Source organism: Bradyrhizobium sp. B025 (assembly GCF_042257955.1).
GTDB lineage: Bacteria > Pseudomonadota > Alphaproteobacteria > Rhizobiales > Xanthobacteraceae > Bradyrhizobium > Bradyrhizobium diazoefficiens.
The window spans coordinates 22,542-44,698 of sequence record NZ_CP170150.1 but is presented as its reverse complement, the minus strand read 5'-3'; the positions used below and the strand labels follow the sequence as shown (position 1 = coordinate 44,698).

General features: G+C 65.8%; 19 protein-coding genes. 9 read left to right on the top strand and 10 right to left on the bottom strand.

Annotated elements, in window-relative coordinates:
* Positions 1-36 precede the first annotated feature (36 nt).
* Positions 37-1,425, bottom strand: a complete 1,389-nt coding sequence (locus tag ACE10W_RS00205; RefSeq protein WP_304549918.1) for an NAD(P)/FAD-dependent oxidoreductase — start codon at positions 1,423-1,425, stop codon at positions 37-39.
* Positions 1,426-1,617: 192 nt separating this feature from the next.
* Between ACE10W_RS00205 and ACE10W_RS00200 the strand changes: the two genes are divergently transcribed.
* Positions 1,618-2,598: a YiiX/YebB-like N1pC/P60 family cysteine hydrolase gene (locus tag ACE10W_RS00200; protein ID WP_304549916.1), complete on the top strand. Its 981-nt coding sequence runs from the start codon at positions 1,618-1,620 to the stop codon at positions 2,596-2,598.
* A gap of 179 nt (positions 2,599-2,777) precedes the next feature.
* Here ACE10W_RS00200 and ACE10W_RS00195 read toward each other — a convergent pair whose 3' ends face one another.
* The gene (locus tag ACE10W_RS00195) at positions 2,778-3,053 is read right to left on the bottom strand and encodes a metal-sensitive transcriptional regulator (protein ID WP_028172468.1); all 276 of its coding nucleotides are present in this window, start codon (positions 3,051-3,053) and stop codon (positions 2,778-2,780) included.
* 75 nt (positions 3,054-3,128) lie between these two features.
* Here ACE10W_RS00195 and ACE10W_RS00190 point away from each other — a divergent pair, with 75 nt between their 5' ends.
* Positions 3,129-5,588: a heavy metal translocating P-type ATPase gene (locus tag ACE10W_RS00190; protein WP_304549914.1), complete on the top strand. Its 2,460-nt coding sequence runs from the start codon at positions 3,129-3,131 to the stop codon at positions 5,586-5,588.
* Positions 5,589-5,795: 207 nt separating this feature from the next.
* Complete coding sequence (gene nikR / locus ACE10W_RS00185) at positions 5,796-6,242, top strand: nickel-responsive transcriptional regulator NikR (RefSeq protein WP_028172466.1); 447 nt, start codon at positions 5,796-5,798, stop codon at positions 6,240-6,242.
* Between the two features lie 179 nt (positions 6,243-6,421).
* On the opposite strand, the gene ACE10W_RS00180 is transcribed toward nikR, so the two are convergent.
* Together ACE10W_RS00180 and ACE10W_RS00175 are read right to left on the bottom strand one after the other, a co-directional pair.
* The gene (locus tag ACE10W_RS00180) at positions 6,422-7,369 is read right to left on the bottom strand and encodes a hydroxymethylglutaryl-CoA lyase (protein ID WP_304549911.1); all 948 of its coding nucleotides are present in this window, start codon (positions 7,367-7,369) and stop codon (positions 6,422-6,424) included.
* The gene (locus ACE10W_RS00175) at positions 7,366-8,541 is read right to left on the bottom strand and encodes a CoA transferase (protein WP_304549910.1); all 1,176 of its coding nucleotides are present in this window, start codon (positions 8,539-8,541) and stop codon (positions 7,366-7,368) included. Before ACE10W_RS00175 ends, ACE10W_RS00180 begins: the two co-directional genes overlap by 4 nt.
* Before the next feature lie 106 nt (positions 8,542-8,647).
* Here ACE10W_RS00175 and ACE10W_RS00170 point away from each other — a divergent pair, with 106 nt between their 5' ends.
* Both ACE10W_RS00170 and ACE10W_RS00165 read left to right on the top strand, forming a co-directional pair.
* The gene (locus tag ACE10W_RS00170; RefSeq protein WP_304549908.1) at positions 8,648-9,580 is read left to right on the top strand and encodes a LysR family transcriptional regulator; all 933 of its coding nucleotides are present in this window, start codon (positions 8,648-8,650) and stop codon (positions 9,578-9,580) included.
* A gap of 325 nt (positions 9,581-9,905) precedes the next feature.
* Positions 9,906-11,321, top strand: coding sequence for an MFS transporter (locus tag ACE10W_RS00165; RefSeq protein ID WP_375762496.1), 1,416 nt, complete (start codon positions 9,906-9,908; stop codon positions 11,319-11,321).
* 145 nt (positions 11,322-11,466) lie between these two features.
* On the opposite strand, the gene ACE10W_RS00160 is transcribed toward ACE10W_RS00165, so the two are convergent.
* A complete protein-coding gene (locus tag ACE10W_RS00160; protein WP_271612913.1) occupies positions 11,467-13,119 on the bottom strand; it encodes a protease pro-enzyme activation domain-containing protein in 1,653 nt (550 codons plus the stop codon).
* 268 nt (positions 13,120-13,387) lie between these two features.
* On the opposite strand from ACE10W_RS00160, the gene ACE10W_RS00155 reads away from it, so the two are divergent.
* Positions 13,388-14,560, top strand: a complete 1,173-nt coding sequence (locus tag ACE10W_RS00155) for a hypothetical protein (RefSeq protein ID WP_304549903.1) — start codon at positions 13,388-13,390, stop codon at positions 14,558-14,560.
* Positions 14,561-14,647: 87 nt separating this feature from the next.
* Positions 14,648-15,388: a sulfate transporter family protein gene (locus ACE10W_RS00150; RefSeq protein ID WP_011083518.1), complete on the top strand. Its 741-nt coding sequence runs from the start codon at positions 14,648-14,650 to the stop codon at positions 15,386-15,388.
* Between the two features lie 8 nt (positions 15,389-15,396).
* Here ACE10W_RS00150 and ACE10W_RS00145 read toward each other — a convergent pair whose 3' ends face one another.
* The 3 genes from ACE10W_RS00145 to nth all read right to left on the bottom strand — a co-directional run bounded on the left by ACE10W_RS00145 (position 15,397) and on the right by nth (position 19,039).
* Complete coding sequence (locus ACE10W_RS00145) at positions 15,397-17,025, bottom strand: MFS transporter (RefSeq protein WP_304549901.1); 1,629 nt, start codon at positions 17,023-17,025, stop codon at positions 15,397-15,399.
* A complete protein-coding gene (locus ACE10W_RS00140; RefSeq protein WP_304549899.1) occupies positions 17,012-18,148 on the bottom strand; it encodes an HlyD family secretion protein in 1,137 nt (378 codons plus the stop codon). Before ACE10W_RS00140 ends, ACE10W_RS00145 begins: the two co-directional genes overlap by 14 nt.
* A 138-nt stretch (positions 18,149-18,286) precedes the next feature.
* On the bottom strand, positions 18,287-19,039 hold the full coding sequence (nth, locus tag ACE10W_RS00135; RefSeq protein WP_028172458.1) for an endonuclease III: 753 nt from the start codon (positions 19,037-19,039) through the stop codon (positions 18,287-18,289).
* Between the two features lie 22 nt (positions 19,040-19,061).
* Here nth and ACE10W_RS00130 point away from each other — a divergent pair, with 22 nt between their 5' ends.
* Positions 19,062-19,595 carry a DUF2244 domain-containing protein gene (locus ACE10W_RS00130; RefSeq protein WP_011083514.1) on the top strand — a complete coding sequence of 178 codons (534 nt, stop codon included), beginning with the start codon at positions 19,062-19,064 and terminating at the stop codon, positions 19,593-19,595.
* 55 nt (positions 19,596-19,650) lie between these two features.
* Positions 19,651-20,547 (top strand): bifunctional helix-turn-helix domain-containing protein/methylated-DNA--[protein]-cysteine S-methyltransferase, encoded by an 897-nt coding sequence (locus ACE10W_RS00125; protein ID WP_028172457.1) that lies wholly within the window; start codon positions 19,651-19,653, stop codon positions 20,545-20,547.
* Positions 20,548-20,663: 116 nt separating this feature from the next.
* Here ACE10W_RS00125 and ACE10W_RS00120 read toward each other — a convergent pair whose 3' ends face one another.
* Positions 20,664-21,287 carry a 2,3-bisphosphoglycerate-dependent phosphoglycerate mutase gene (locus ACE10W_RS00120; protein WP_011083512.1) on the bottom strand — a complete coding sequence of 208 codons (624 nt, stop codon included), beginning with the start codon at positions 21,285-21,287 and terminating at the stop codon, positions 20,664-20,666.
* A gap of 27 nt (positions 21,288-21,314) precedes the next feature.
* Positions 21,315-22,130, bottom strand: a complete 816-nt coding sequence (dapB, locus tag ACE10W_RS00115; protein WP_038965144.1) for a 4-hydroxy-tetrahydrodipicolinate reductase — start codon at positions 22,128-22,130, stop codon at positions 21,315-21,317.
* Positions 22,131-22,157 lie beyond the last annotated feature (27 nt).

Genomic DNA, 22,157 nt, shown 5'->3' with positions numbered 1-22,157 from the left:
CTGCGCTTGTCCAGGACGACAGCTGAATCAATTCCCCTACTGGCGCGGCGCCCGCCGCTTCTTCGTCGACTGCGTCGGCACATCGGCCGGCTCGTCCTTGAGCGCGCCGATCTTGCGCAGCGCTGCGTCCGCGGCGCGTTCGCCGCTTTCCCAGGCGCCGTCGACGGTGCCCCACAGCGTCTCGTGGGTGGCTTCGCCGGCGAGGAACAGATTGCCGATCGGCTCGGTCAGGATCTTTCGCGAGAGCTGACCGCCGGGCGAGGACGCCGACATCGCGCCCATCACGAAGGGCGAGGCATTCCAGCGCGTCGCGCTGGTCTTCTGCACGATGGCCGCGGCCTCGCTGCCGAACAGCTTTGCGATCCATTCCTTCGCGAAGGCCGCCATCGCCTTCTCGCCCTGCTCCGACAGATCGCGGCCGAACGAGCCGCCGACGTCGATCGAGCACAGCGAGGAGCCGCCGATATTGGCGAACAGCAGCGCGGTGCGCGTCGAATTGCTCTGCTCGATGAGGATGTCGTCGCGCGCAAGACCAAGCGGATTGCCCGGCAGCTGCAGCACGATGTGGTCGTAGCTGCCGAGGCTGAGCTTTGACGCCGCGTCCAACGTGCGCTTGGGAATATCGGGTGCGAACTTGATCGCGCCCGCGGTCAGCACGTTGGTCGAGACCGTGACGATGGCGGCACGCGCGGCGATCTTGCCTCCCTGCGTCTCCACACTGACGTCGCGATTGCTCCAGCTTATGCGGCTCGCCGGCGTCGACAGCGCGACCGGCGCCTGCTCGCCCAGCTTCGTGATGAGCGTACCCAGGCCCTGACGGCAGGCGATCGCGGCATTGCGGTCCTGCGCGCGCGCCTTGTCAATCGCAGAAAGCTCCTTAAGGTCCTTGCCGGCAAAGCTCGCGCCCAGCATGAACTCGGCCGCGTCCGCCCAGTCGCCGAGATCCTTCGGCAGCACGGAGGCGCAGGAGGTATCGAGCTTGCCACGCGCGGCCTCGTCGATGGCGCGGTTGGCGCGCACCAGCGCCGCCAGGAATTCCTCGGTCTCGCCGGCGCGCGCGTTGCGGCGGCCGATGCGCATCTTCTGGCCCGATGGCGCCGGCAGCACGTCGAGGCCCGCGCTGCGCGCCAGCCGGATCATCGGATTGGTCTCGGGATTATGCATCCAGCGCGCACCGCGATCGAACGGTACGTCGAAGGTCGTGGTATCGGTGATGCAGCGGCCGCCGATCTGCGATGCCGCCTCGACCACCACGACCTTGCGATTGGCCGCCATGATGCGCCGCGCTGCGGCAATTCCGGCGGCCCCCGCGCCGATCACGACGATGTCAGCCTCGCGCGGCAGGGGTGCGGCGGTTGCGCGCAGGACCGGCATCGCGGCAAAGGCCACCGACGCCGAAAGGAAACCGCGGCGCGTGATTGTCATGTCATGGTTTCCGGAGACTTGCGGCAAACGGGAACAGCCAGCGAACCTTGCCGTATCTCATGTTGCACGGCAACCATCATGGTGAATCAATCGTGCTTGATCTCACAGAGTGATGAACCGAATTGCAACACGTTTCGACCATGATAGAGAAGGGAAAAAAGGCGGCCGGAAAAGGCCGCGGGGGAGCTCGACATGGGGACGGTCCTAGATTCAGTCGGCAAGCTGATTGCCGCGTACCTCTCGAAGGAGGTGCCGGGCTATGAGCCGTTCACGCCGAGCGACCCCGAGCACCTGCGCGGCGTCATCGAGCCCGGCGACGTGCTGCTGGTCGAGGGCAACAACCGCATCTCCGGCATCATCAAATACCTGACGCAGTCGACCTGGTCGCATGCCGCGCTCTATGTCGGCCCGATCGAGGGTGCGGAAGAGCCTAGCGGCGAGCCGCATGTGCTGATCGAGGCCAATATCGGCGAAGGCGTCACCTCGGCGCCGCTGTCGAAATACTTCCCCTATCACACCCGGGTCTGCCGCCCGGTCGGGCTGTCCCATGAGGACCGCACCACGGTCTGCCGCTATGCGATCAACCGCATCGGCTTCGGCTACGACACCAAGAACATCGTCGACCTGATGCGCTTCCTGTTTCCGCTGCCGATACCGCAGCGCTGGCGGCGCCGCATGATCGCTATCGGCTCGGGCGATCCGACCAAGATCATCTGCTCGGCGCTGATCGCGCAGGCGTTCGACGCCGTGCGCTATCCGATCCTGCCCAAGATCACCAAGGCCGGCAGCCGCGCCGCGCGCCGCGAGATCCTGCACATCCGCGATTCCTCGCTCTACATGCCCCGCGACTTCGACATCTCGCCCTATTTCGAAGTCGTCAAACCCACCATCGTGCACGGGTTCGACTACACCACCCTGCACTGGGCCGACAAGCAGAAGCCGCTCGAGGAGGTAGCGGGCACATTCAGTGTGTTTCCAGAAACGATCAGTGCGCCGCCGCTCGTTCCTGAAGCGGCTGACGAAGAGGCGCCGGATGAGATTCCGGCTGAGCAAGTAGCGGGCGATGCGGCCGCGGTCGAACATGCCGCCGCCGCGGAGCATGTTTCGCTGCTGAAGAAGCTGGCGATGTACCGCCCCCGGCGCCGCAAACGGGCGCGCGAGATCGCGGCTTAACTCCGCCGTCGTCCCGGCGAAGCCCGGGACCCATTACCCCGGGGAGAAGTTTGGCGACGACTCGTCGTTCGGTACCGCTGCCGACCGCGATCGATAGATTCCGCGGTATGGGTCCTGGCTTTCGCCAGGACGACGTTGGGGAGATACCGAGCCCCTCACAATGACGGGCGAATACGAAACTACCGTTCCGCCCGTCCGATCACCGCCATCAGCTCCGCGATCTTGGCGCGCTGGTCGGCCTTGTCGCCGCTCGTGATGGCGTGCTCGACGCAATGGGCGACGTGGTCCTTCAGGACCTCCTCCTCGACCCGGCGCAGCGCGGCGCGCACCGCCGAGATCTGCGTCACGATGTCGATGCAGTAGCGGTCTTCCTCTACCATTTTCGACAGGCCGCGAACCTGGCCCTCGATCCGGCCGAGACGTTTTCCGACAGATGCCTTGATGTCCTTGCGCATGCCGTCTATATACCCCTACCGGGTATGGGTTGCAAGACCTGACGCCAAGACCTGGCACGAAGCCGGAGCATGGAAATGAACGACGCCGAGCACAAGCATCATCACGACGCGGACGGTCACACCGGATGCGGCTGTTCGAGCAAGGCGGCGACGCCGCCGAACGACAAGCCTGCGGCAGCCTCATGCTGCGGCGGACACGGCGATCATGCCGGCCACGCCCATCATCACGACCATGGCGGCGCAGCGACAAAGGTGCTCGATCCCGTCTGCGGCATGACGGTCGACCCCGCGACATCGAAGCACCGGTTCGACCATCACGGCGAGACCTTCCATTTCTGCTCGGCCGGATGCCGCACCAAATTCGCCGCCGATCCCGCAAAATACCTCGCCAAGGAAAAGGCGAGCGAGCCGGAGGTGCCGGCGGGCACGATCTACACCTGCCCGATGCACCCACAGATCCGCCAAGTCGGACCCGGCAGCTGCCCGATCTGCGGCATGGCGCTGGAGCCCGAAGTGGCAAGCCTGGAGACCGGCCCCAATCCCGAGCTTGCCGACATGACGCGGCGGTTCTGGATCGGCGGCGTGCTGGCGCTGCCGGCCGTGGTGCTGGAGATGGGCGGCCATCTCGCGGGCCCGCACAACTGGATCGACCAGACACTCTCGAACTGGATCCAGCTCGTCTTCGCCACGCCCGTGGTGCTGTGGGCGGGCTGGCCGTTCTTCGTCCGCGGCTGGCAATCATTGGTGACGCGCAACCTCAACATGTTCACGCTGATCGCGATGGGCACGGGCGTCGCTTACATCTACAGCGTCCTCGGCACTGTCGTGCCGCAGATCTTCCCGGACACCTTCCGCAGCCATGGCGGCGCGGTGGCCATCTATTTCGAGGCGGCTGCCGTCATCACCGTGCTGGTGCTGCTCGGCCAGGTGCTGGAGCTGCGCGCCCGCGATGCGACGTCGGGCGCGATCAAGGCGCTGTTGCAGCTCGCCCCGAAGACCGCGCGCCGCGTCGAGGCTGACGGCAGCGAGCACGAGGTCGAGATCGATACGCTCCATGCCGGCGAGCATTTGCGCGTTCGCCCTGGCGAGAAGGTGCCGGTCGACGGCGTCATCCTGGAGGGGCGTTCCTCGCTCGACGAGTCGCTCGTGACGGGCGAATCCATGCCGGTCACCAAGGAAACCGGTGCAAAAGTCATCGCCGGCACGCTCAACCAGTCCGGCAGCTTCATCATGCGCGCCGACAAGGTCGGGCGGGAGACGCTGCTGTCGCAGATCGTGCAGATGGTCGCCGATGCGCAGCGCTCGCGCGCGCCGATCCAGCGGCTGGCCGATCAGGTCGCCGGCTGGTTCGTGCCCGCCGTCATCGTCGTCGCCCTCGCCGCCTTCGCGGCCTGGGCCTGGTTCGGGCCGGAGCCGCGGCTGGCCTTCGGGCTGGTCGCTGCCGTCAGCGTGCTGATCATCGCCTGCCCCTGTGCGCTGGGGCTAGCGACCCCGATGTCGATCATGGTCGGCGTCGGCCGCGGCGCGCAGGCGGGCGTCCTGATCAAGAACGCGGAATCGCTGGAGCGGATGGAGAAGATCGACACGCTTGTCGTCGACAAGACCGGCACGCTGACCGAGGGCAAGCCCAAGGTCGTCGCGATCGTGCCGGCTTCCGGCTTTGCCGACGACGACATTCTCCGCTGGGCGGCCAGCGTCGAGCGCGCCAGCGAACATCCGCTGGCCGACGCCATCGTGCGCGCGGCCAAGGAGAAGCAGCTCACACTCGGCCAGGTCGAGGCGTTCGATTCGCCAACAGGCAAGGGCGCGACCGGCAAGGTCGACGGCAAGACCATCGTGCTCGGCAACGCACGATACCTGTCGTCGATCGGGATCGACACCAAGGCCCTCGACACCGAGGCCGAACGGCTGCGCGACGATGGCGCGACGGTGATCAACATGGCCGTCGACGGCCGGCTCGCCGGCCTGTTCGCGATCGCCGATCCGGTCAAGGCCTCGACGCCGGAGGCGCTGAAGGCCCTCGCCGCCGAGGGCATCAAGGTGATCATGCTGACCGGTGACAACCGCACCACGGCGCAAGCGGTGGCGCGCCGGCTCGGCATCGCCGAGGTCGAAGCCGAGGTGCTGCCGGACCAGAAGAGCGCGGTGGTGACAAAGCTGCAAAAGGCCGGCCGCAGCGTCGCGATGGCCGGCGACGGCGTCAACGACGCCCCGGCACTAGCGGCCGCCGAAGTCGGCATCGCCATGGGCACCGGCACCGATGTGGCAATGGAGAGCGCCGGCGTGACCCTGCTCAAAGGCGATCTCACCGGCATCGTGCGAGCGCGAAAACTGTCTCAGGCGACGATGAGCAACATCCGCCAGAACCTGTTCTTCGCCTTCATCTACAACGCCGCCGGCATTCCGATCGCGGCCGGCATCCTCTATCCGAACTTCGGCGTCCTGCTGTCGCCGATCATCGCCGCGGCGGCGATGGCGCTGTCCTCGGTGAGCGTCGTCGGCAATGCGCTGCGGCTTCGAGCGACCCGGCTGTGAGGGGCGTACTCCCTCTCCGTTCTTACGGGGCCGCGACGAGCTTCGCTCGCGCTGAGAGGGTTGGGGTGAGGGGCTGCCACCACGCAGCCGGCAAGAGACGGACTCGCGGAGAGTCCCCCTCACCCGGAATTCAAGCTAGGCTTGAATTCCGACCTCTCCCCGCAAGCGGGGCGAGGTAAGAGGAGCGATACGCGCGGAGAGGGCCTGATGCAGCGAATTACGATCACGATCGAGGACGATCTACTGGCGGAGATCGACGCCGCGGCGGCGGCGCGCGGCTACCAGAACCGCTCCGAGATCATCCGCGACCTCGCGCGGGCCGGCCTGCAACAGACCTCAGAGGACACGGCGCAGACCGGCCCCTGCGTCGCCGGTCTCGTCTATGTCTACGACCACGCCGCCCGCGATCTCTCGAAACGCCTGGTGCAGGAATTCCACGGCCACCACGACCTCGCGCTGGCGACGCTGCACGTCCATCTCGACGACAACAATTGCATGGAGATGACGGCACTGCGCGGCGCGGCCGACGAGGTCAGGCATTTCGCCGACCACATCATCGCCGAACGCGGCGTGCGCTATGGGCGCGTGGTGATGATTCCGACGGGCGAAGGCAAGCCGGCGAAGGCGCGGAAGCACGCGCATCGGCATGAGTAAGTCCGTCGCATAGACGGTGCGTCTCCCTCTCCCCTTGTGGGAGAGGGTGGCTCGCCGCGAAGCGGCGAGACGGGTGAGGGGTATGTCTCAGCGACTACTCCTCTTCGAGCTCGCGGAGACAAACCCCTCATCCGGCGCTTCGCGCCACCTTCTCCCACAAGGGGAGAAGGAAAAAAAGCTCACGCCGCTTTCGCCGCCGTCCCGCACGGCAGGCCCGCCCGCGCGACGCCGCCATACAGCGTTTCGTTCGGCATCTCGTCGCGCAAGATCCTGCGCACTCCGATCAGCTTCTCCAGGTCGATCCCCGTCGCAAATCCCTTGCTCTCGCACAGGAACACGAGATCCTCGAACACGACATTGCCGGTCGCGCCGGGCGCGAAGGGGCAGCCGCCGAGGCCGCCGAGCGATCCGTCGAGAATGCGCACGCCCTCGTCCAGTGCAGCCGCGGCGTTGGCGATGCCCATGCCGCGGGTGTCGTGGAGGTGGATGCAGATCGGCTTTTGTTCTGCGAGCTTGACCGCGGCGCGCGACAGTTCGGCGACCTGCTTCGGGCCCGCGTAGCCGACGGTGTCGGCGATCGCGACGAAATCGACGCCGGCCTCGAGGCATTTGTCGACCAGCCGCAAGACCTCGGCCGGATCAACCGCGCCGGTGATCGAGCAGCCCAGCGCCATCGAGATCGCGGCATTCACGAGCGGTTTGTGGGAGCTGGCGTCGCGCATCTCGCAGAGCCGCCTGACATTGGCGATCGCGGAGTCGCGCGAGCGATGGGCGTTGGCCTGGCTGTGCTCCTCCGTGGCCGAGACCACCGACGCGATTTCGCCGACGCCGGATTCGAGGGCTTCATTGACGCCGCGCTCGTTGAGCGCAAGCGCGATGCCATGAGCGCCGGGCAGGCCCGCGACCGCCCCGATGACATCGCGAACGTCGACGAATTGCGGGAAGGTCTTGGCCGGCAGGAACGAGCCGACCTCGAAATGCCGCACGCCGGCGGCATATTCCTCGCGCACCCAGCGCTGCTTGGCCTCGGTCGACGGAAATTTCTTCACGAGCTGGAGCCCGTCGCGCAGGCCGACCTCGCGCAGGCTGACGCGATCTGAGGGGTAAATCGTCTCGATCCGGCTCATGCACGCCTCCCAGCGGCTTTTGACGCGATGTCATCCTTGTCGATCTCGGCACGAACCGCCGATGTGTCGGCGCCCAGCGGTGCGACCTTCAGGCCTTCACCGAGATGGCTGCCGTTCCACTCGACCGGCAGAGCCGGCACATGGAACGGCTTGCCGTCGGCCGTGAAATTGCTGACGAGCCCGCCCGGGCGCAACACATGGGGATCGGTGAGGAGATCCTCGGGCCGGTTGATCGGCGAAAAGCAGATGTTGAGCGCGTCGAGCTTTTGCGACAGCTCTGCCACGTTCCGCTGCCGGATGATCTCGGCGACGCGCGGAAGGATTCGCGGCCGCGCCAGGATACGGTCGGTCGTGGTGCGCAAGGCGGGATCTTCGAGAAACTCGGTCAGGCCGAATTCGCGACAAAAACTTTGCCAGTGCCCCTCGGTCACGACGCCGATGAAAATGCGCTCGCCGTCCGCGGCATCGAAGATGTCGTAGATCGGCCAGGCGTGCTCGCGCTCGGGCATCGAGCGCGGCTTGTTGCCGGTCATCTCATATTCGACCATGTGCTGGGCGACAAGGAACAGGCAGTTCTCGAACAGGCCGATGCGAATGTCGGCGCCGTCGCGCTTGCCTCCGCGCTTCTGATAGAGCGCGGCGAGAATCGCGATCACGCCGAACATGCCGCCCATGATGTCGTTGGCGGAGGAGCCGACGCGCTGCGGCTTCTCCTTGGTGCCGGTCATGGCCGCGAGCCCCGACATCATCTGCACGACCTCGTCGAGCGCGGGGCGATGCTCGTAGGGGCCGGACAGAAAGCCCTTGTGGCCGGCGATGATCAGATGCGGATGCCGGCGGCGCAATTCCTCGGCACCTAACCCCTGCTTCTCCAGCTGGCCGTCGCGAAAGTTTTCCAGGAACACATCGGCCGTCGCGAGCAGACGGTGCATGCTGTCGCGATCCCCAGGCTTCTCGAAATCCAGCACGACGCTGCGCTTGCCGCGGTTGAACAGCGGAAAGAACGCTGTTCCCATGCCGGCAAGGCTCCGCGTCTTGTCGCCGGACGGCGGCTCGACCTTGATCACCTCGGCACCGAGCTGCGCGAGGATCATGCCGCAGGTCGGACCCATGACCATGTGGGTCATCTCGACGATCCGCACGCCTTCGAGCGGCAATCCGGCCTCAGTCATGCGTCACTCCCTGTTCGTCCACCGAGGAGACTAGGCCTTCACAAGCCTTCTGAAAAATATAATCTGTCGAAGATTGCCTTCGCAGTTCTAGAACGCTTGATCGCCCATGGATTCACGCCAGCTCCGCTATTTCATCGCCGTCTACGAGCAGCGGAACCTGTCGCGCGCGGCCGACCAGGTGAACGTCGCGCAGTCCGCGCTCAGCCATCATATCTCGAACCTGGAGGCCGAGTTCGCAACGCCGCTGTTCGAGCGCAAGTCGCGCGGCATGGAACCGACGGCGGCCGGCGAAAGGCTCTATGAGCACGCACGCATCATCCTGCGCGCGATGGCAGAGGCCGAGACCGAGGTGCGCGAGGGCGCCCGCGTCATCGCCGGCGAGATCTCGATCGGCATGGCCAATTCCGGCGTCAAGGCGATCGGTGTCGAACTGATGCGCACGGTGCTGACCAAATATCCGAAGCTCAAATTGTCGCTCACCGAAAGCCTGTCTGGCGCGACGCTGATGCACCTGATGGTCTCCAATGTCGATCTGGCGCTGGTCTACAATCCGCCCTCGGAGAAGGAGCTGATCACGGAAGCCGTGCTCGAAGAGGAGATGTTCCTGGTCGGCATTCCAAAACTGGTCGGCAAGGGCAAGGCCCCGATCCGGTTCGAGGAGCTGAGCCGGATGCCGCTGATCCTGCTTCGCTACGGTCTTGGCCTGTCCTCGCGCGCGTTGCTGGACGATCCGGTCCTGCTCAAGCGGCTGGAGGGCGGCGCCATCCTGCACGCCAACTCGATCACCGGCATGACCGGCGCGCTGGTGGAAGGGCTCGGCTGCACCATCGCGACAAAGCTGTTCGCGCGGGAGGAGCTCGCGGCCGGCCGGCTGATCGCACGCAAGGTGATCGAGCCGAAGCTGACCCGCACGCTCTATCTCTGCCGCCTGCGCAACCGTCCGATGACCTACGCCATGGAAGAGATGCGCCGCCTGATGCTCGCATTGATCGCCGAGCAGGTGCGCAGCGGCGGATGGCAGGCGGAGCTGGTGGGGTGAGCAACGGTGCGCTCCCTCTCCCGCTTGCGGGAGAGGGTTGGGGTGAGGGTATCTCCGCATCGGAATTGTCCCGTTGCGGAGAGAACCCTCACCCGGCGCTGCGCGCCGACCTCTCCCGCAAGCGGGAGAGGTGACCGAGTTCGCCGAGCGGCTGTCCTGCCTCTCATTAGCCGAGTTCGAAAATCTCGAACGCTCCCATCGATATGTTCTTCTGGATTTCCGCCCTTGACCGGCCAACATGGCGCGATCCGGCAGAGTTCACGACACGCAACACAGATGAGCCGCCGGGAACCGCGTGCGATCCGCGCGCCTCGGGGAGGACACCATGAGCGTTGTCGGCATCGACACAGGCTTCGAGCTCGGCGCTGCGCCGTCCATGCCGGACGAGATCTCGCGGCGGCTCGAGGCTATGCCGGGGTCGCCCTATGTCTGGCGCCTCGTCATCCTGCTCTCGCTCGGCGGCTGCTTCGAGATCTACGATCTGTTCCTCACCGGCTATATCGCGCCGGGCCTGAGCCGCAGCGGACTTTTGAGCACGACGACGCAGGCGTTCTTCGGCTTCGCCGGCATCGGCGCCTTCGTCGCCGCGACCTTTGCCGGCCTGTTCGTCGGCACCTTCTTCCTCGGCTTCCTCGCCGACCGCTTCGGCCGGCGCGCGATCTTCACCTATGCGCTGCTCGGCTACACCGCGGCCTCCGTGATCATGGCCTGCCAGACCTCTCCGGAAGGTCTGCTGTTCTGGCGTTTCCTCGCCGGCATCGGCATCGGCGTCGAGGTCATCACCGTCGACGCCTACATCACCGAGCTGGTGCCGAGCCGGATGCGCGGGCGCGCCTTTGCGGTGAACCAGTCGATCATGTTCGTCGCCGTCCCCGTCGTCGCATTCCTCGCCTGGTGGCTGGTGCCGCTCGCGCCTTACGGTGTCGAGGGCTGGCGCTGGGTGGTGCTGATCGGCGCCGCCGCCAGCATGATCATCTGGGTGCTCAGGCTGTTCCTGCCCGAAAGCCCGCTCTGGCTGGCGCGGCACGGCCGCAACGAGGAGGCGCTTCGCATCCTAACGACGCTGGAGGCCGCCAGCGGCGGCGCCGGGTCGCGGCCCGCGACGTCGCCTGCGCGCCAGGCGGTGCGATCGACCACGAATGTCGGCTTCGCCGACCTGTTCCGCCCGCCCTATCTCTCGCTCGTGGTCCTGTTCATGGTGTTCAACCTCTGCCAGGCCTTCGGCTTCTACGGCTTCGCCAATTGGGTGCCGACGCTGCTGGTCGAGAAGGGCATCAACGTCACCAAGAGCCTGCAATATTCCTTCATCGTCGCCTTCGCCTATCCGATCGCGCCGCTGCTCGCTTCGAGCTTCGCCGACAAATTCGAGCGGCGCTGGATCATCGCCGGCGCCTGCGTCGCCATCATCGTCTTCGGCATGGCGTTCGCGCAACTGACCGAGCCGGCGCTGCTGATCGTCTGCGGCGTGCTGCTGACGGCCTGCAACACCACGATGTCCTACGCCTATCACGCCTATCAGACCGAGGTGTTTCCGACCCAGATCCGGGCACGTGCATCCGGCCTCGTCTATTCGATGAGCCGGCTAAGCGCGACGTTCTCGGGCTTCATCGTCGCCTACATGCTGAAGGAGGGCGGCGTCACCGGCGTGTTCGGCCTGATCACCGCGGCCATGCTGATCGTGGTGATCGCGATGGCGCTGTTCGGTCCGAACGTGCGCGGCAAACCGCTGGACGCGGTGTAGCCCGTGTCTCGCTCCGCGTTCGTCATTGCTTCGCCGCGCTCGCAATGACGGGGAGAGAGCGGACGAACAGCTTTCACCATTTCCGCGGAAATAGCCCCTCACCCCAGCCCTCTCCCCGTCAGGACGGGGAGAGGGAGAGGATCAATCACGCCGCGAGCAAATTCTGCAACGCGGCGCCGTTGGGGACGCCGAGGCCGGAGCAGGCATCCCAGCCGGGGCCGGCCTTGTACATGCCGTGCAGATCGCCGGTGATGTCGTTGTTGCCGACCGTGATGTCGCGGAACACGCCTTGCGCGTGCGAGGCGTAGATCAGCGGGTTGATGAAGCCGACCGTCTTGCCGAATTTCTTGGTCGTGGCCTCGTTGATGCGGGCGATCAATCCGGCCATCAGCGGTGCCACCGCGCTGGTGCCGCCGATCGTGGTGCCGACGCCGTTGAGGAAGATCTGGTAGCCGGTCGCCGGATCGGCGTCGCCGGCGACGTCAGGAACACCGCGCCCGACCGAGTGCGACGGCGACTTCGGGACGTGGGCATGGGCCTGGTAGGCCGGCCGCGGAAACACCACGCTGACGCCGCCGCCGCCCGCGCCACCCTGCGTCCCGCCGTTCCAGACCACCTCCTGGATGTGACCGTTCGGCGCCCTCAGGTTGGTGCCACCGCAGGCCAGCGCAAAGGGGCTCGAGGCCGGGAAGTCGGCGTGCGGCTTGCCGTCCCAATCCTCGCCCATATCGGCCGAGCCATTGTCGCCGGAGGCGACGCAGACGGTGACGCCCATCGCGGCGGCATCGCGGATCGCCTCGTTCAGGCCGTCGACGAATTGCTGCGAGCCGTCCTCGTCTTCCGGTCCGCCCCAGCTGATCGAGATCACCGAGGGTTTTCGCGCGGCGTCGTGGACGGCGGCTTTCACCGCGTCGATGAAGCCGTTGGTGGTGTTGGGCGCGAAATAGACCACGATCCTGGCGCCCGGCGCGATGGCGCCGGCCACCTCGATGTCGAGCACGACTTCGCCGTCGGCCTCGGAATGACCCGGCTTGTTGGCGCCGCCGTCGACGCTCGCGGGCGCGATCTGCGGCATCGGGATGCCCGCCTTCTTGAAGAAGGTGCGCAGGTCGGAGGTCTTGTAGCCGGCGCCCGTGGGATGGCCCTTCTGGTCGATGTCGTTGAGCTCGATGATGGCGATGCACTGGCCGGCGCCGGTCTCGCCGCCCGGGAAGTTGTAGAGCTCTGCGATCTGTTCGACCGAGAAGCTGCCGCCCTGTGCGGCACGCGCCGTCGCACCCGTCTTCGCCATCTTGCGCCGGAAGTGCGGCTGCGCCACCGGGCGGTTGTCGAGGCCATGCACACCGACCACGATACCTTCGAGCTCGGCCGGGATCTGCACGCTGCCCTTGCGCATGCGATAGGTCGCGCCCTCGTGCCTGACCTTGTTGAGCTTGACGCCGAAGGCCGCGCTCATCGCCTTCACCGTACCGGTCAGCTTCACGGTGCGGGACGCCAGATGCACGCTCTTGACGTTGAGCTCGTGATGGTGGGCGAAGTCATCGATCCTGGCGACGTCGGCAGGGTCGGCGCCCATATGCTCGCCGAATTCGGCACGCGAGAGATATTGCCGCTCGCGCGGCGGTTGTGCGCCGAGCGCCATCACGGATTCGTCCTCCGCCGGCTGCGCGCGCTTGGCACGGAGGCGAACGCTGATCTCGATTTCCTGCTTGGGATCGGCCGCGCCGACGAGCTTGGCCCCCTTCGGCAATTTCCTCGCGCTGTTCACCAGCGCAACTCGCTTAGTCGAGCTTGCCATGACTTCCTCCGTTTGTGATTGGAAGGCAGATTGTCGCACCTCAACTATAGGTGTAATCTCAGTCGCCACTTGGTTCAGACATTGCGCGAATTTTTTTCAGAATAACTGTTGTTTGACAGGAGAAATTGTCTGCGACCCGAACCGGCCTCGATTCGGTCAATAGCTCCGACCCATTCGACGCCAATGAATTCGATCTAGGATTGCACCCGTCGGCCCGACTGGCCGACCGAAAGACATTTGTCAAAATCAAATTGACGGAGACGATGCGATGTTAGCCGACCGCAAATGGGTTGAGAGAAATCTTGGTTTCGATCCGATCACGACACCGCCCCCGCCCGAGACCTTCGTGGTGAAACGCGTGAAGGATGCCGCGGCGAAGAAGACCGCAAAGGTCACCGCGGAAGACTTTCGGCGCGAGATCATCGATTTCGATTCCGAATCGGCCGAGGGCCGCGCGTTCATGGCCTTCTCGACCTCGACCGGGCTGTCGCGCTTCACCGACATTCCCTGGCCAAAGGGACTCGCGCCGCAGACCGGGCCGAAGCCGAAAGGCAATGGCAAGGGACCGCTGCCGCGCGCCGACGTGCTGGTCGTGACCTGGACCGTCGACGAGGGCCACGCGCTCAGCCGCGTGCTGACGCCGGGCAAGGATTCACGCAACGATTACGTGCCCTACACGCATAACTACGCCGCCATCTCCAAGAAGATGCGCAACGGCTGCCCGGCCAAGGAGCTGAAGCGGCTCGGCACCTACTGGACCACGACGATCGGCAAAAAGAAATGCGTGATCTTCAAATCCGACTCGCACATGTCGCAGGACGGTCCGCGATTGCCGAACATCGACGTCTGGCGCCAGATCATCACCGAGGTGCAGCCGACGCTGGTCATCACCACGGGCACCGCCGGCGGTATCGGCAAGGCATTCGAGGTCGGCGACGTCGTGGTCAGCCCGATCGTGCGCTTCGACTGCCTGTCGAAATTCAAGAAGCAGCCCTTCGCGCAGGAGCACTTTTCGAGCAGGCCCGCCGTGTCGAAAAAATTCGCGCAGGCCAAGACGCTGTTCAAGGCCAATGCCGGGCAATTGCCGAAGGACAATACCAGGGCGCCGAAGATCTTCGTCGCGAAGCCGAGCGGGCTGTCCTCCTCGGTGGTCACCACCGACTTCTTCGGCTTCGACACCTCGGACAATCATTTCCATCTCCAGGGCCTCGGCGACGTCTCCGAGATGGGCGACGCCATCCTTGGCCTCGTGGCCCAGGAGATGGGCGAGAAGGCGCCGCGCTGGCTCGCGATCCGCAACGTCTCCGACCCGCAGATCAAGGCCGAGGGCACGCTGAAGCAGCAGGAGCAAGTCGCCGCCCAGATCTACAAGGGGTTCGGCCGCTGGAGCACGGTCTGCAGCGCCATCACCTGCTGGGCCAGCATCGCCGCGGAGCGGTAAGCCGCAGGGGCTGGCGGGTCAGCGTCCCTTGCCGAAGCGATCCGGGGTGTCTACCTCTCGCGGGTGGTTTTCGTGAGAGGAACTCCCATGCTGGATGCCGCCGTGAAGGCGCTGTCGCAAATGATCTCGCCGCCGATGCGATCGATCCTGTGGCGATCGATCGGGCTTGCGCTCGTGCTGATCACCGTGCTGGCGATCGGCCTGCAGCGGCTGCTCAGCTGGTTTGCGACCTATGGCGAAGTCTGGCTTGAGGGCCTGCTCGGTCCCGGCTGGCACACATCGCTCGAGGTCCTGGCCTGGATCGTCTCGATCGCGGCGGGACTTGGCGTCGTGTTCGGGGCCGTGTTTCTGATGCCGGCGATCACCTCGCTGGTGGCGAGCCTGTTCGTCGACGATGTCGCCGACCATGTCGAGCGCGAACACTATCCCGCCGAACGGCCGGGCGTGGCGCTGCCCTTCAGCCAGGCGATCTACGAGGGCGTCAAGACCGCCTTGCTGACCATCCTGGTCTATCTGATCGCGCTGCCCTTCGTGCTGCTGGCCGGCGCCGGTTTCCTGATCTTCTTCCTCGCCACCGCCTGGCTGCTGGGACGCGAATATTTCGAGCTCGCTGCGATGCGCTTCCGCTCGCCGAAGGAAGCCAAGGCGATGCGGCGCGACAATGCCGCGACCGTCTTCGCCGCCGGCCTGATCATCGCGGCCTTCGTCTCGATTCCGATCGTCAACCTGGCGACGCCGATCTTCGGCATGGCCTTCATGGTCCACATGCACAAGCGGCTGTCGGGCCCGAGGCCCGAGCTGATCGAGCCGGCGCGGCAGATGCGGTGACGGTGGACTTAAGTCACCTGCGCCCCGCATTTGCGCAGCAGCATCTTGGCGAAGCCGAACGGCGCCGGCGTGAACGGGCCCGGCGGGGCGCGGGTGATCAGCGCGACGACGCCGAGCGCGGCCATCGCCAGCCAGAAGCAGAGCCAGAAGCCGTCGATATAGGCGAGCACATTGGCCTCGCGCTGGACGAAGCTTGCGAGCGTCCCCACCGCGCGCGCCTGGGCCAGGCCGGCGCCATGGGCGGCGAAATGGTCGGCGAGCTGTTTCAGCGTCCGCACCACATCGACGTCGCCGACGCCGAGGTTCTGACCGAGATAGAAGGAATGGACCTGCTCGCGGACGCGCAGCCAGGTCCCCATCAGCGCCACGCCGATCTCGGCGCCGCCGAGCCGCATGATCTGGATATAGGCGGCGAACGACGTGGCCCGGCTCGGATCGGAGTTCGACAGCGCCATGATGATGATCGGCAGCAGCGTCGTCGATTGACCGACCGATTGCAGCAGCACGATGCCTATGAAATCTTCGCGCGCCCAGTCATGGGTGAGCTGGGTGCCCCAGAGGTTGGCGGCGGCAAAGCAGGCAAAGCCCAGCACCGTCACCACGCGCGCATCGAAATGACGCAGCAGCCAGATCGAAATCGGCACCAGCACGAACATCGGCAGCGCGCCGTAGGTCAACAGCAGCAGACCGCTCTGCTCCGGCCGGAGCAGGCCGACATTGCCGAGGAAGTTCGGCACCAGCGATGAATTGGAAAGGGAAGTCAGCGTGTAGAGCAGGATCACCACCAGCGACAGGCCGATATTGCGCGAGAACAGCACGTTCACATGCGCCCAGGGTTGGCGCACCAGCGACTCGTTGACGAGGAAGCCTGCGAACAGCACCGCGCCGGCGGCGAGCAGCGCCATCACCGTGCCGGAGCCCAGCCAGTCCAGCCGGTTGCCCTGGTCGAGCCCGGCATAGATCATCGAGACCGAGGCGCCGAGCAGCAGCATGCCGCCCCAATCGGCCTCGCGCAGCAGCGCGCGGTTCACCGGCTCGCTCGGTGTGCCCAGATAGACCATCAGGCCCATCAGCGGCGCGATCACGACACCCTGCCAGTACAACCATTGCCAGCCGAGATGGTCGACGTAGAAGCCGACCAGCGAGCTCGACGTGTCCAACGCAAAGCCGACGCGGATCGAGTAGATCGAGATCGCCGGCAGCCACCAGCGGATCGGCAGGTTGCGGAACACGATCATCAGCGTCGCCGGTACGAAGGTGCCGAGCAGCAGACCATGCACGACACTGAGCGCAATCAGCGTCGGATAATCGTGCACGAAGGGAATGATCAGCGAGACCGCGGCGTAGACCAGGCTGGGGATCCCGAGCACGCGCCTGAGCCCGAACGCCGTCGCGAGCCACGCCACCGCGGGCGCGATGAAGATCTGCGAGCCGATGCCGGCGGTGGAGAGCCAGGCGCCTTCGTCGAAGCTGAGCGAAAACGCGCCGCGCAGGTCGGGCAGTCCGACCGTGGTGAGACGGCTGTCGAAATTGGCGAGGAACGAGCCGAGCAGCACCGCCGCCACGGCGAACATGGGCTGTGGCGCGACGCCGCCGCGCGAGAGCGGTCCGCGATCGGAATCGTCATTTCCCGCCATTCGCGCCCGCGGTGTTGATGCTGGTGACGACCGACATGCCGGGCACGAGCCGTGCCGTTAGCTGCTGGTTGTGGTCGAGTTGAATCCGCACGGGAATGCGCTGCACCACTTTCGTGAAATTGCCGGTGGCGTTATCAGGCGGCAGCAGCGCGACCTGCGCGCCGGTCGCCGGCGCGATCCGCTCGACCCGGCCGCGCAGCTTCTCGCGCGGAAAACTGTCGACGGTGATCTCGACCGGCTGGCCCGGTGCGACGTGCGTGAGCTGGGTCTCCTTGTAGTTCGCGATCACATAGACCTTCGGCAGCGGCACCACGTTGATGAGGTTGGTGCCGATATTGACGTAGTCGCCGGGCTGCACCTGGCGCTCGCCGACGACGCCGTCGAACGGCGCCGATATCGTCGTGTAGCCGAGCTTCAGCCTCGCACTCGCCAGCGACGCCTTGGTGGCGTCGAGATCGGCGGCGCGCTGTTTCCTGGTGCCTTGCAGGACTTCGAGCTGATGCTGCTGGGCGGCGATCACGGCGCGGCTGGCGCGCACGTCGGCCTGCGCCTTGGCGTAGGCGGCGACCGCCTGCTCGAACCGCTGCCGCGTGCCGGACTCGGTCTGCGACAGTGATTGCTGACGCTCCTGCTCCTGCCGCGCCTCGACCTCAATGGCTTCGGCCGACAGCCGCGCGGCTTGCGCCTGCGCGATCGTCGCATATTGCAGCTCGACCTGGTTGGCCAGATTGTCGAGCGTGGCTTGCGCGGCGGCGACCGCGGCTTCGGACTGCGCGACCTGCGCCTCATAGTCCGCCGGATCGATCTGAATCAGGAGGTCGCCGGCCTTGACGCGCTGGAAGTCGGTCACCCCTACGGTCAGCACCTCGCCGGAGACACGGCTCGCCAGCCGCGTCAGCTCGGAGCGCACATAGGCGTCATTGGTGGTCTGGATCACCGCGTTGCCGACCCATTCGTCGAAGCGCAGCGTCGCCAGCGCGACGAAAGCGAGCGCGACGATGACCGCGAACAGCGGGATTACGAGGCGGCTCCACAGCGAGCTGGCGGGAGGCTGTATCGGCTTGGGCGGTGGGGCTGGAGCGGCAGGCGGCGGCGATGACGTAACTTGATCCTGCTGACTCACGACATGTCCCCAAAGCCACTTTGCCCGAACGCGAATCTCACCACTGTCATTCCGGGATGGTCCGAAGGACCAGACCCGGAATCTCGAGATTCCGGGTTCGATGCTGCGCATCGCCCCGGAATGACGGCGAATACTGCCTCACACCGTCTTCTCCGGCCATCGGCAGAGATCGTTGATCAGGCATACCTCGCAGCGCGGCTTGCGCGCGAGGCAAGTATAGCGGCCGTGCAGGATCAGCCAATGATGGGCATGCAGCATGAATTCGGCCGGGATCACCTTTTCGAGACCGAGCTCGACTTCCAGCGGCGTCTTGCCGGGCGCGAGCCCGGTGCGGTTGCCGACGCGGAAGACATGCGTATCCACCGCCATGGTGTGTTCGCCAAAGGCCATGTTGAGCACGACGTTGGCGGTCTTGCGCCCGGCGCCCGGCAACGACTCGATCTCGGCGCGCGTGCGCGGCACCTCGCCGCCGAACTCGCTGAGCACCTTGGCCGACAGCGCAATGACGTTCCTCGCCTTGGTGCGATAGAGGCCGATGGTCTTGATGTATTCGCGCAAGGACTCCTCGCCGAGGTCGAGCATCTTCTGCGGCGTATCGGCGACCTCGAACAATGCGCGCGTCGCCTTGTTGACGCCGGCGTCGGTGGCCTGCGCCGACAGCACCACGGCGACCAGCAGCGTGAACGGATTGACGTGCTCGAGCTCGCCCTTCGGCTCCGGGTTGGCCTTGCGGAAACGGCTGAAGACCTCGCGGATCTCGGCGGGCGTCCAAGGTTTCATCGCTTTGAGCGATTTCTTCGCGGGGGCCCTCGGCTTCGCCACAGCCGCCTTTGCTTTTTTCTTAGGCACAGCTGCTTTGCGCGGGACCGGCTTGCGGGTGATTTTCGCCATGATCGGGATATACTGAGGGACGATGAGCACAGGCAACGAAATTGAGCGCAGGGACTCTGAAGATCAGAGCGAAGCTCAAATCTTCTCGGCGCTGCTGACGCCGCACCGCTCGCTGAACCGCACCGGCTTCCTCGCCGTGATGCTGTTCCTGAGCGCCGTCAGCTTCGTCACCGGCCTCGTCTTCCTGATGATGGGCGCGTGGCCGGTGCTCGGCTTCTTCGGCCTCGACGTGCTGGTGATCTGGTGGGCCTTCAAGGTCAATTTCCGCGCCGCGCGGGCCAGCGAGGAGATCGTAGTCACGCCCTCGGAACTGCGGGTGCGGCGCGTCAGCCATCGCGGCCAGGTCGCCGAATGGACGTTCAATCCGCTCTGGGTCCGGCTCGACCTGGAGATCGACGAGGATTTTGGCCTCGAACACCTCTACCTGATCTCGCGCGGCCGCCGGCTCCAGCTCGCCGGGTTTTTGGGACCTGAAGAAAAAACAAGCTTTTACAATGGCTTGGTTGAGGCGCTGAACGCCGCCAAGCGCGGACCGACCTTCAACCCCATCCGCTGAGTTCACGTCGGAAATCGGGTGGTTTCGAACCCTCCCCTCTCCTACATTTCCGGTCATGATGACACTCGCCATACATGACCAGCGCCTGACCAAGCCGGGCCACCAGAATGCCGCGCTACGCGACTATGACTCGGTGCGCCGGGCGATCGCCTTCATCTCGGAGAACTGGCGCGCGCAGCCGACCATCGAGGCGATGGCGGATGCGGCCGGCGTCACGCCCGATGAGCTGCACCATCTGTTCCGCCGCTGGGCCTCGATCACGCCGAAGGCTTTCATGCAGGCGCTGACGCTCGACCACGCCAAGGGCCTGCTGCGGGATTCCGCGAGCGTGCTCGACGCCGCGCTCGACTCCGGCCTGTCGGGGCCGGGCCGGCTGCACGATCTCTTCGTCACCCACGAGGCGATGTCGCCGGGTGAATGGAAGAATGGCGGCGCGGGCCTCACCCTGCGCTACGGCTTCCATGCCTCGCCCTTCGGCACGGCCATCGTGATCGCGACCGATCGCGGATTGTCGGGGCTCGCCTTCGCCGATCCCGGTGAAGAGAAGGTCGCGCTCGCCGACATGACGCGGCGCTGGCGGAACGCAACTTACGTCGAGGATCACGAAGGCACAGCGCCGCTCGCCCAGCGCATCTTCGACACGAAGCTGTGGCGGCCGGACCAGCCATTGCGCGTGGTGATGATCGGCACCGATTTCGAGGTGCGGGTCTGGGAAACGCTCTTGAAGATCCCGATGGGCCGCGCGGTGTCCTATTCCGACATCGCCTGCAACATCAACAGCCCGAAGGCTTCACGCGCCGTCGGCGCTGCGGTCGGCAAGAACCCGGTGTCGTTCGTCGTGCCCTGCCACCGCGCACTCGGCAAGAGCGGCACGCTCACCGGCTATCACTGGGGCATCACCCGCAAGCAGGCGATGCTCGGGTGGGAAGCTGGGCAGCTGGGGATGCAGTGATTGTCTGATGTCGTTCCGGGGCGATGCAAGGCATCGAACTATGGTGCGCAACTGCGCACCTGAGAACCTCGAGATTCCGGGTTCACCCTTCGGGCGCCCCGGAATGACGGCGTCTGTTACCCCGCCAGATCCAGCTTCGAGGCCACGGTCGAATCCGCATTCAGGCGGTAGATGATCGGCACACCCGTCGCGAGCTCGCGCTTCAGGATGCCTTCCGGCGACAGCTTTTCCAGCACCATGATCAGGGCGCGCAGCGAGTTGCCGTGGGCGGCGACCAGCGTGCGCTTGCCGTTGAGCACGCTGGGCAAAATCTCCTGCACGTAATAGGGCAGCGCACGCGCCAGCGTATCCTTCAGGCTTTCGCCGCCGGGCGGCGGCACGTCGTAGGAGCGGCGCCAGATCAGGACCTGGTCCTCGCCCCATTTCTTGCGGGCGTCGTCCTTGTTGAGGCCGGAGAGGTCGCCATAGTCGCGCTCGTTCAGCGCGAGGTTCTTCTCCGTGGGCAGCCCCTTCTGGCCGAGCTCGCCGAGGATGAGGTCGAGCGTGTGCTGCGCGCGCGTCAGCACCGACGTGTAGGCGACGTCGAACACGAGTCCCTGCGCCTTCAGCTTGCGGCCGGCTTCCCTGGCCTCCGCGACGCCCTGCTCGGTGAGATCAGGATCCTTCCACCCCGTGAACAGGTTCTTCAGATTCCATTCGCTCTGGCCGTGGCGGACGAGCACGAGAAGACGTTCGCTCATTGACTGCTTTCCGTTGCTTTCTTTCGTTCAGATATCGGCGAGGCCGAGCACGTCGGCCATGGAGTAGTGCCCCGGCTTCTTGCCATGCGCCCACAGTGCCGCCTTCAGCGCGCCATGCGCGAACAGCATGCGGTCCTCAGCCTGATGCGACAGCGTCAGGCGCTCGAACGGGCCGAGGAAGCTGACGCTGTGGTCGCCGGCCGCGGTGCCGCCGCGCAAGGAGGCGAAGCCGATGTTGCCGGGCTTACGTGCCCCGGTGATGCCGTCACGGCCACGGTCCGCATGCTCGTCGAGCGAGATGCCGCGGCCGGCCGCCGCGGCCTGGCCCAGCATCAGCGCAGTGCCGGAGGGCGCATCGATCTTCATGCGGTGATGGGTTTCGACGATCTCGATGTCGAAGCTCTGGTCGAGCGCCTTGGCGACGCGCTTGACCACCGCGGCAAGCAGATTGACGCCCAGGCTCATATTGCCGGACTGCACCACGACCGCGCGATTGGTGACGCTCTTGATCACGGCGTTGTCGGAACCCGAAAGCCCGGTCGTCCCGATGACATGCACAATGCCGCGCTCGGCGGCGATCGCGACGTTGGCGATGGTCGCGGCCGGCACGGTGAAATCGAGGATGCCGTCGGCCTCCTTCGACATCGCCCAGAGATCGGCCGAGAGCTTGATGCCGTTGGCCGGCAGGCCCGCGAGCACGCCGGCATCCTTGCCGAGCATCTCGGAGCCCGGCGCCTCCAGCGCGCCCGCCAGCACCGCGCCTTTGCTCTCGGCAATCGCGCGCGTCAGCGCCCGGCCCATCCGGCCGCCGGCTCCAGCAACAATCAAGCGCATGTCGGACATGGTGTGATCCTCTTCGGGGCCGTTGTA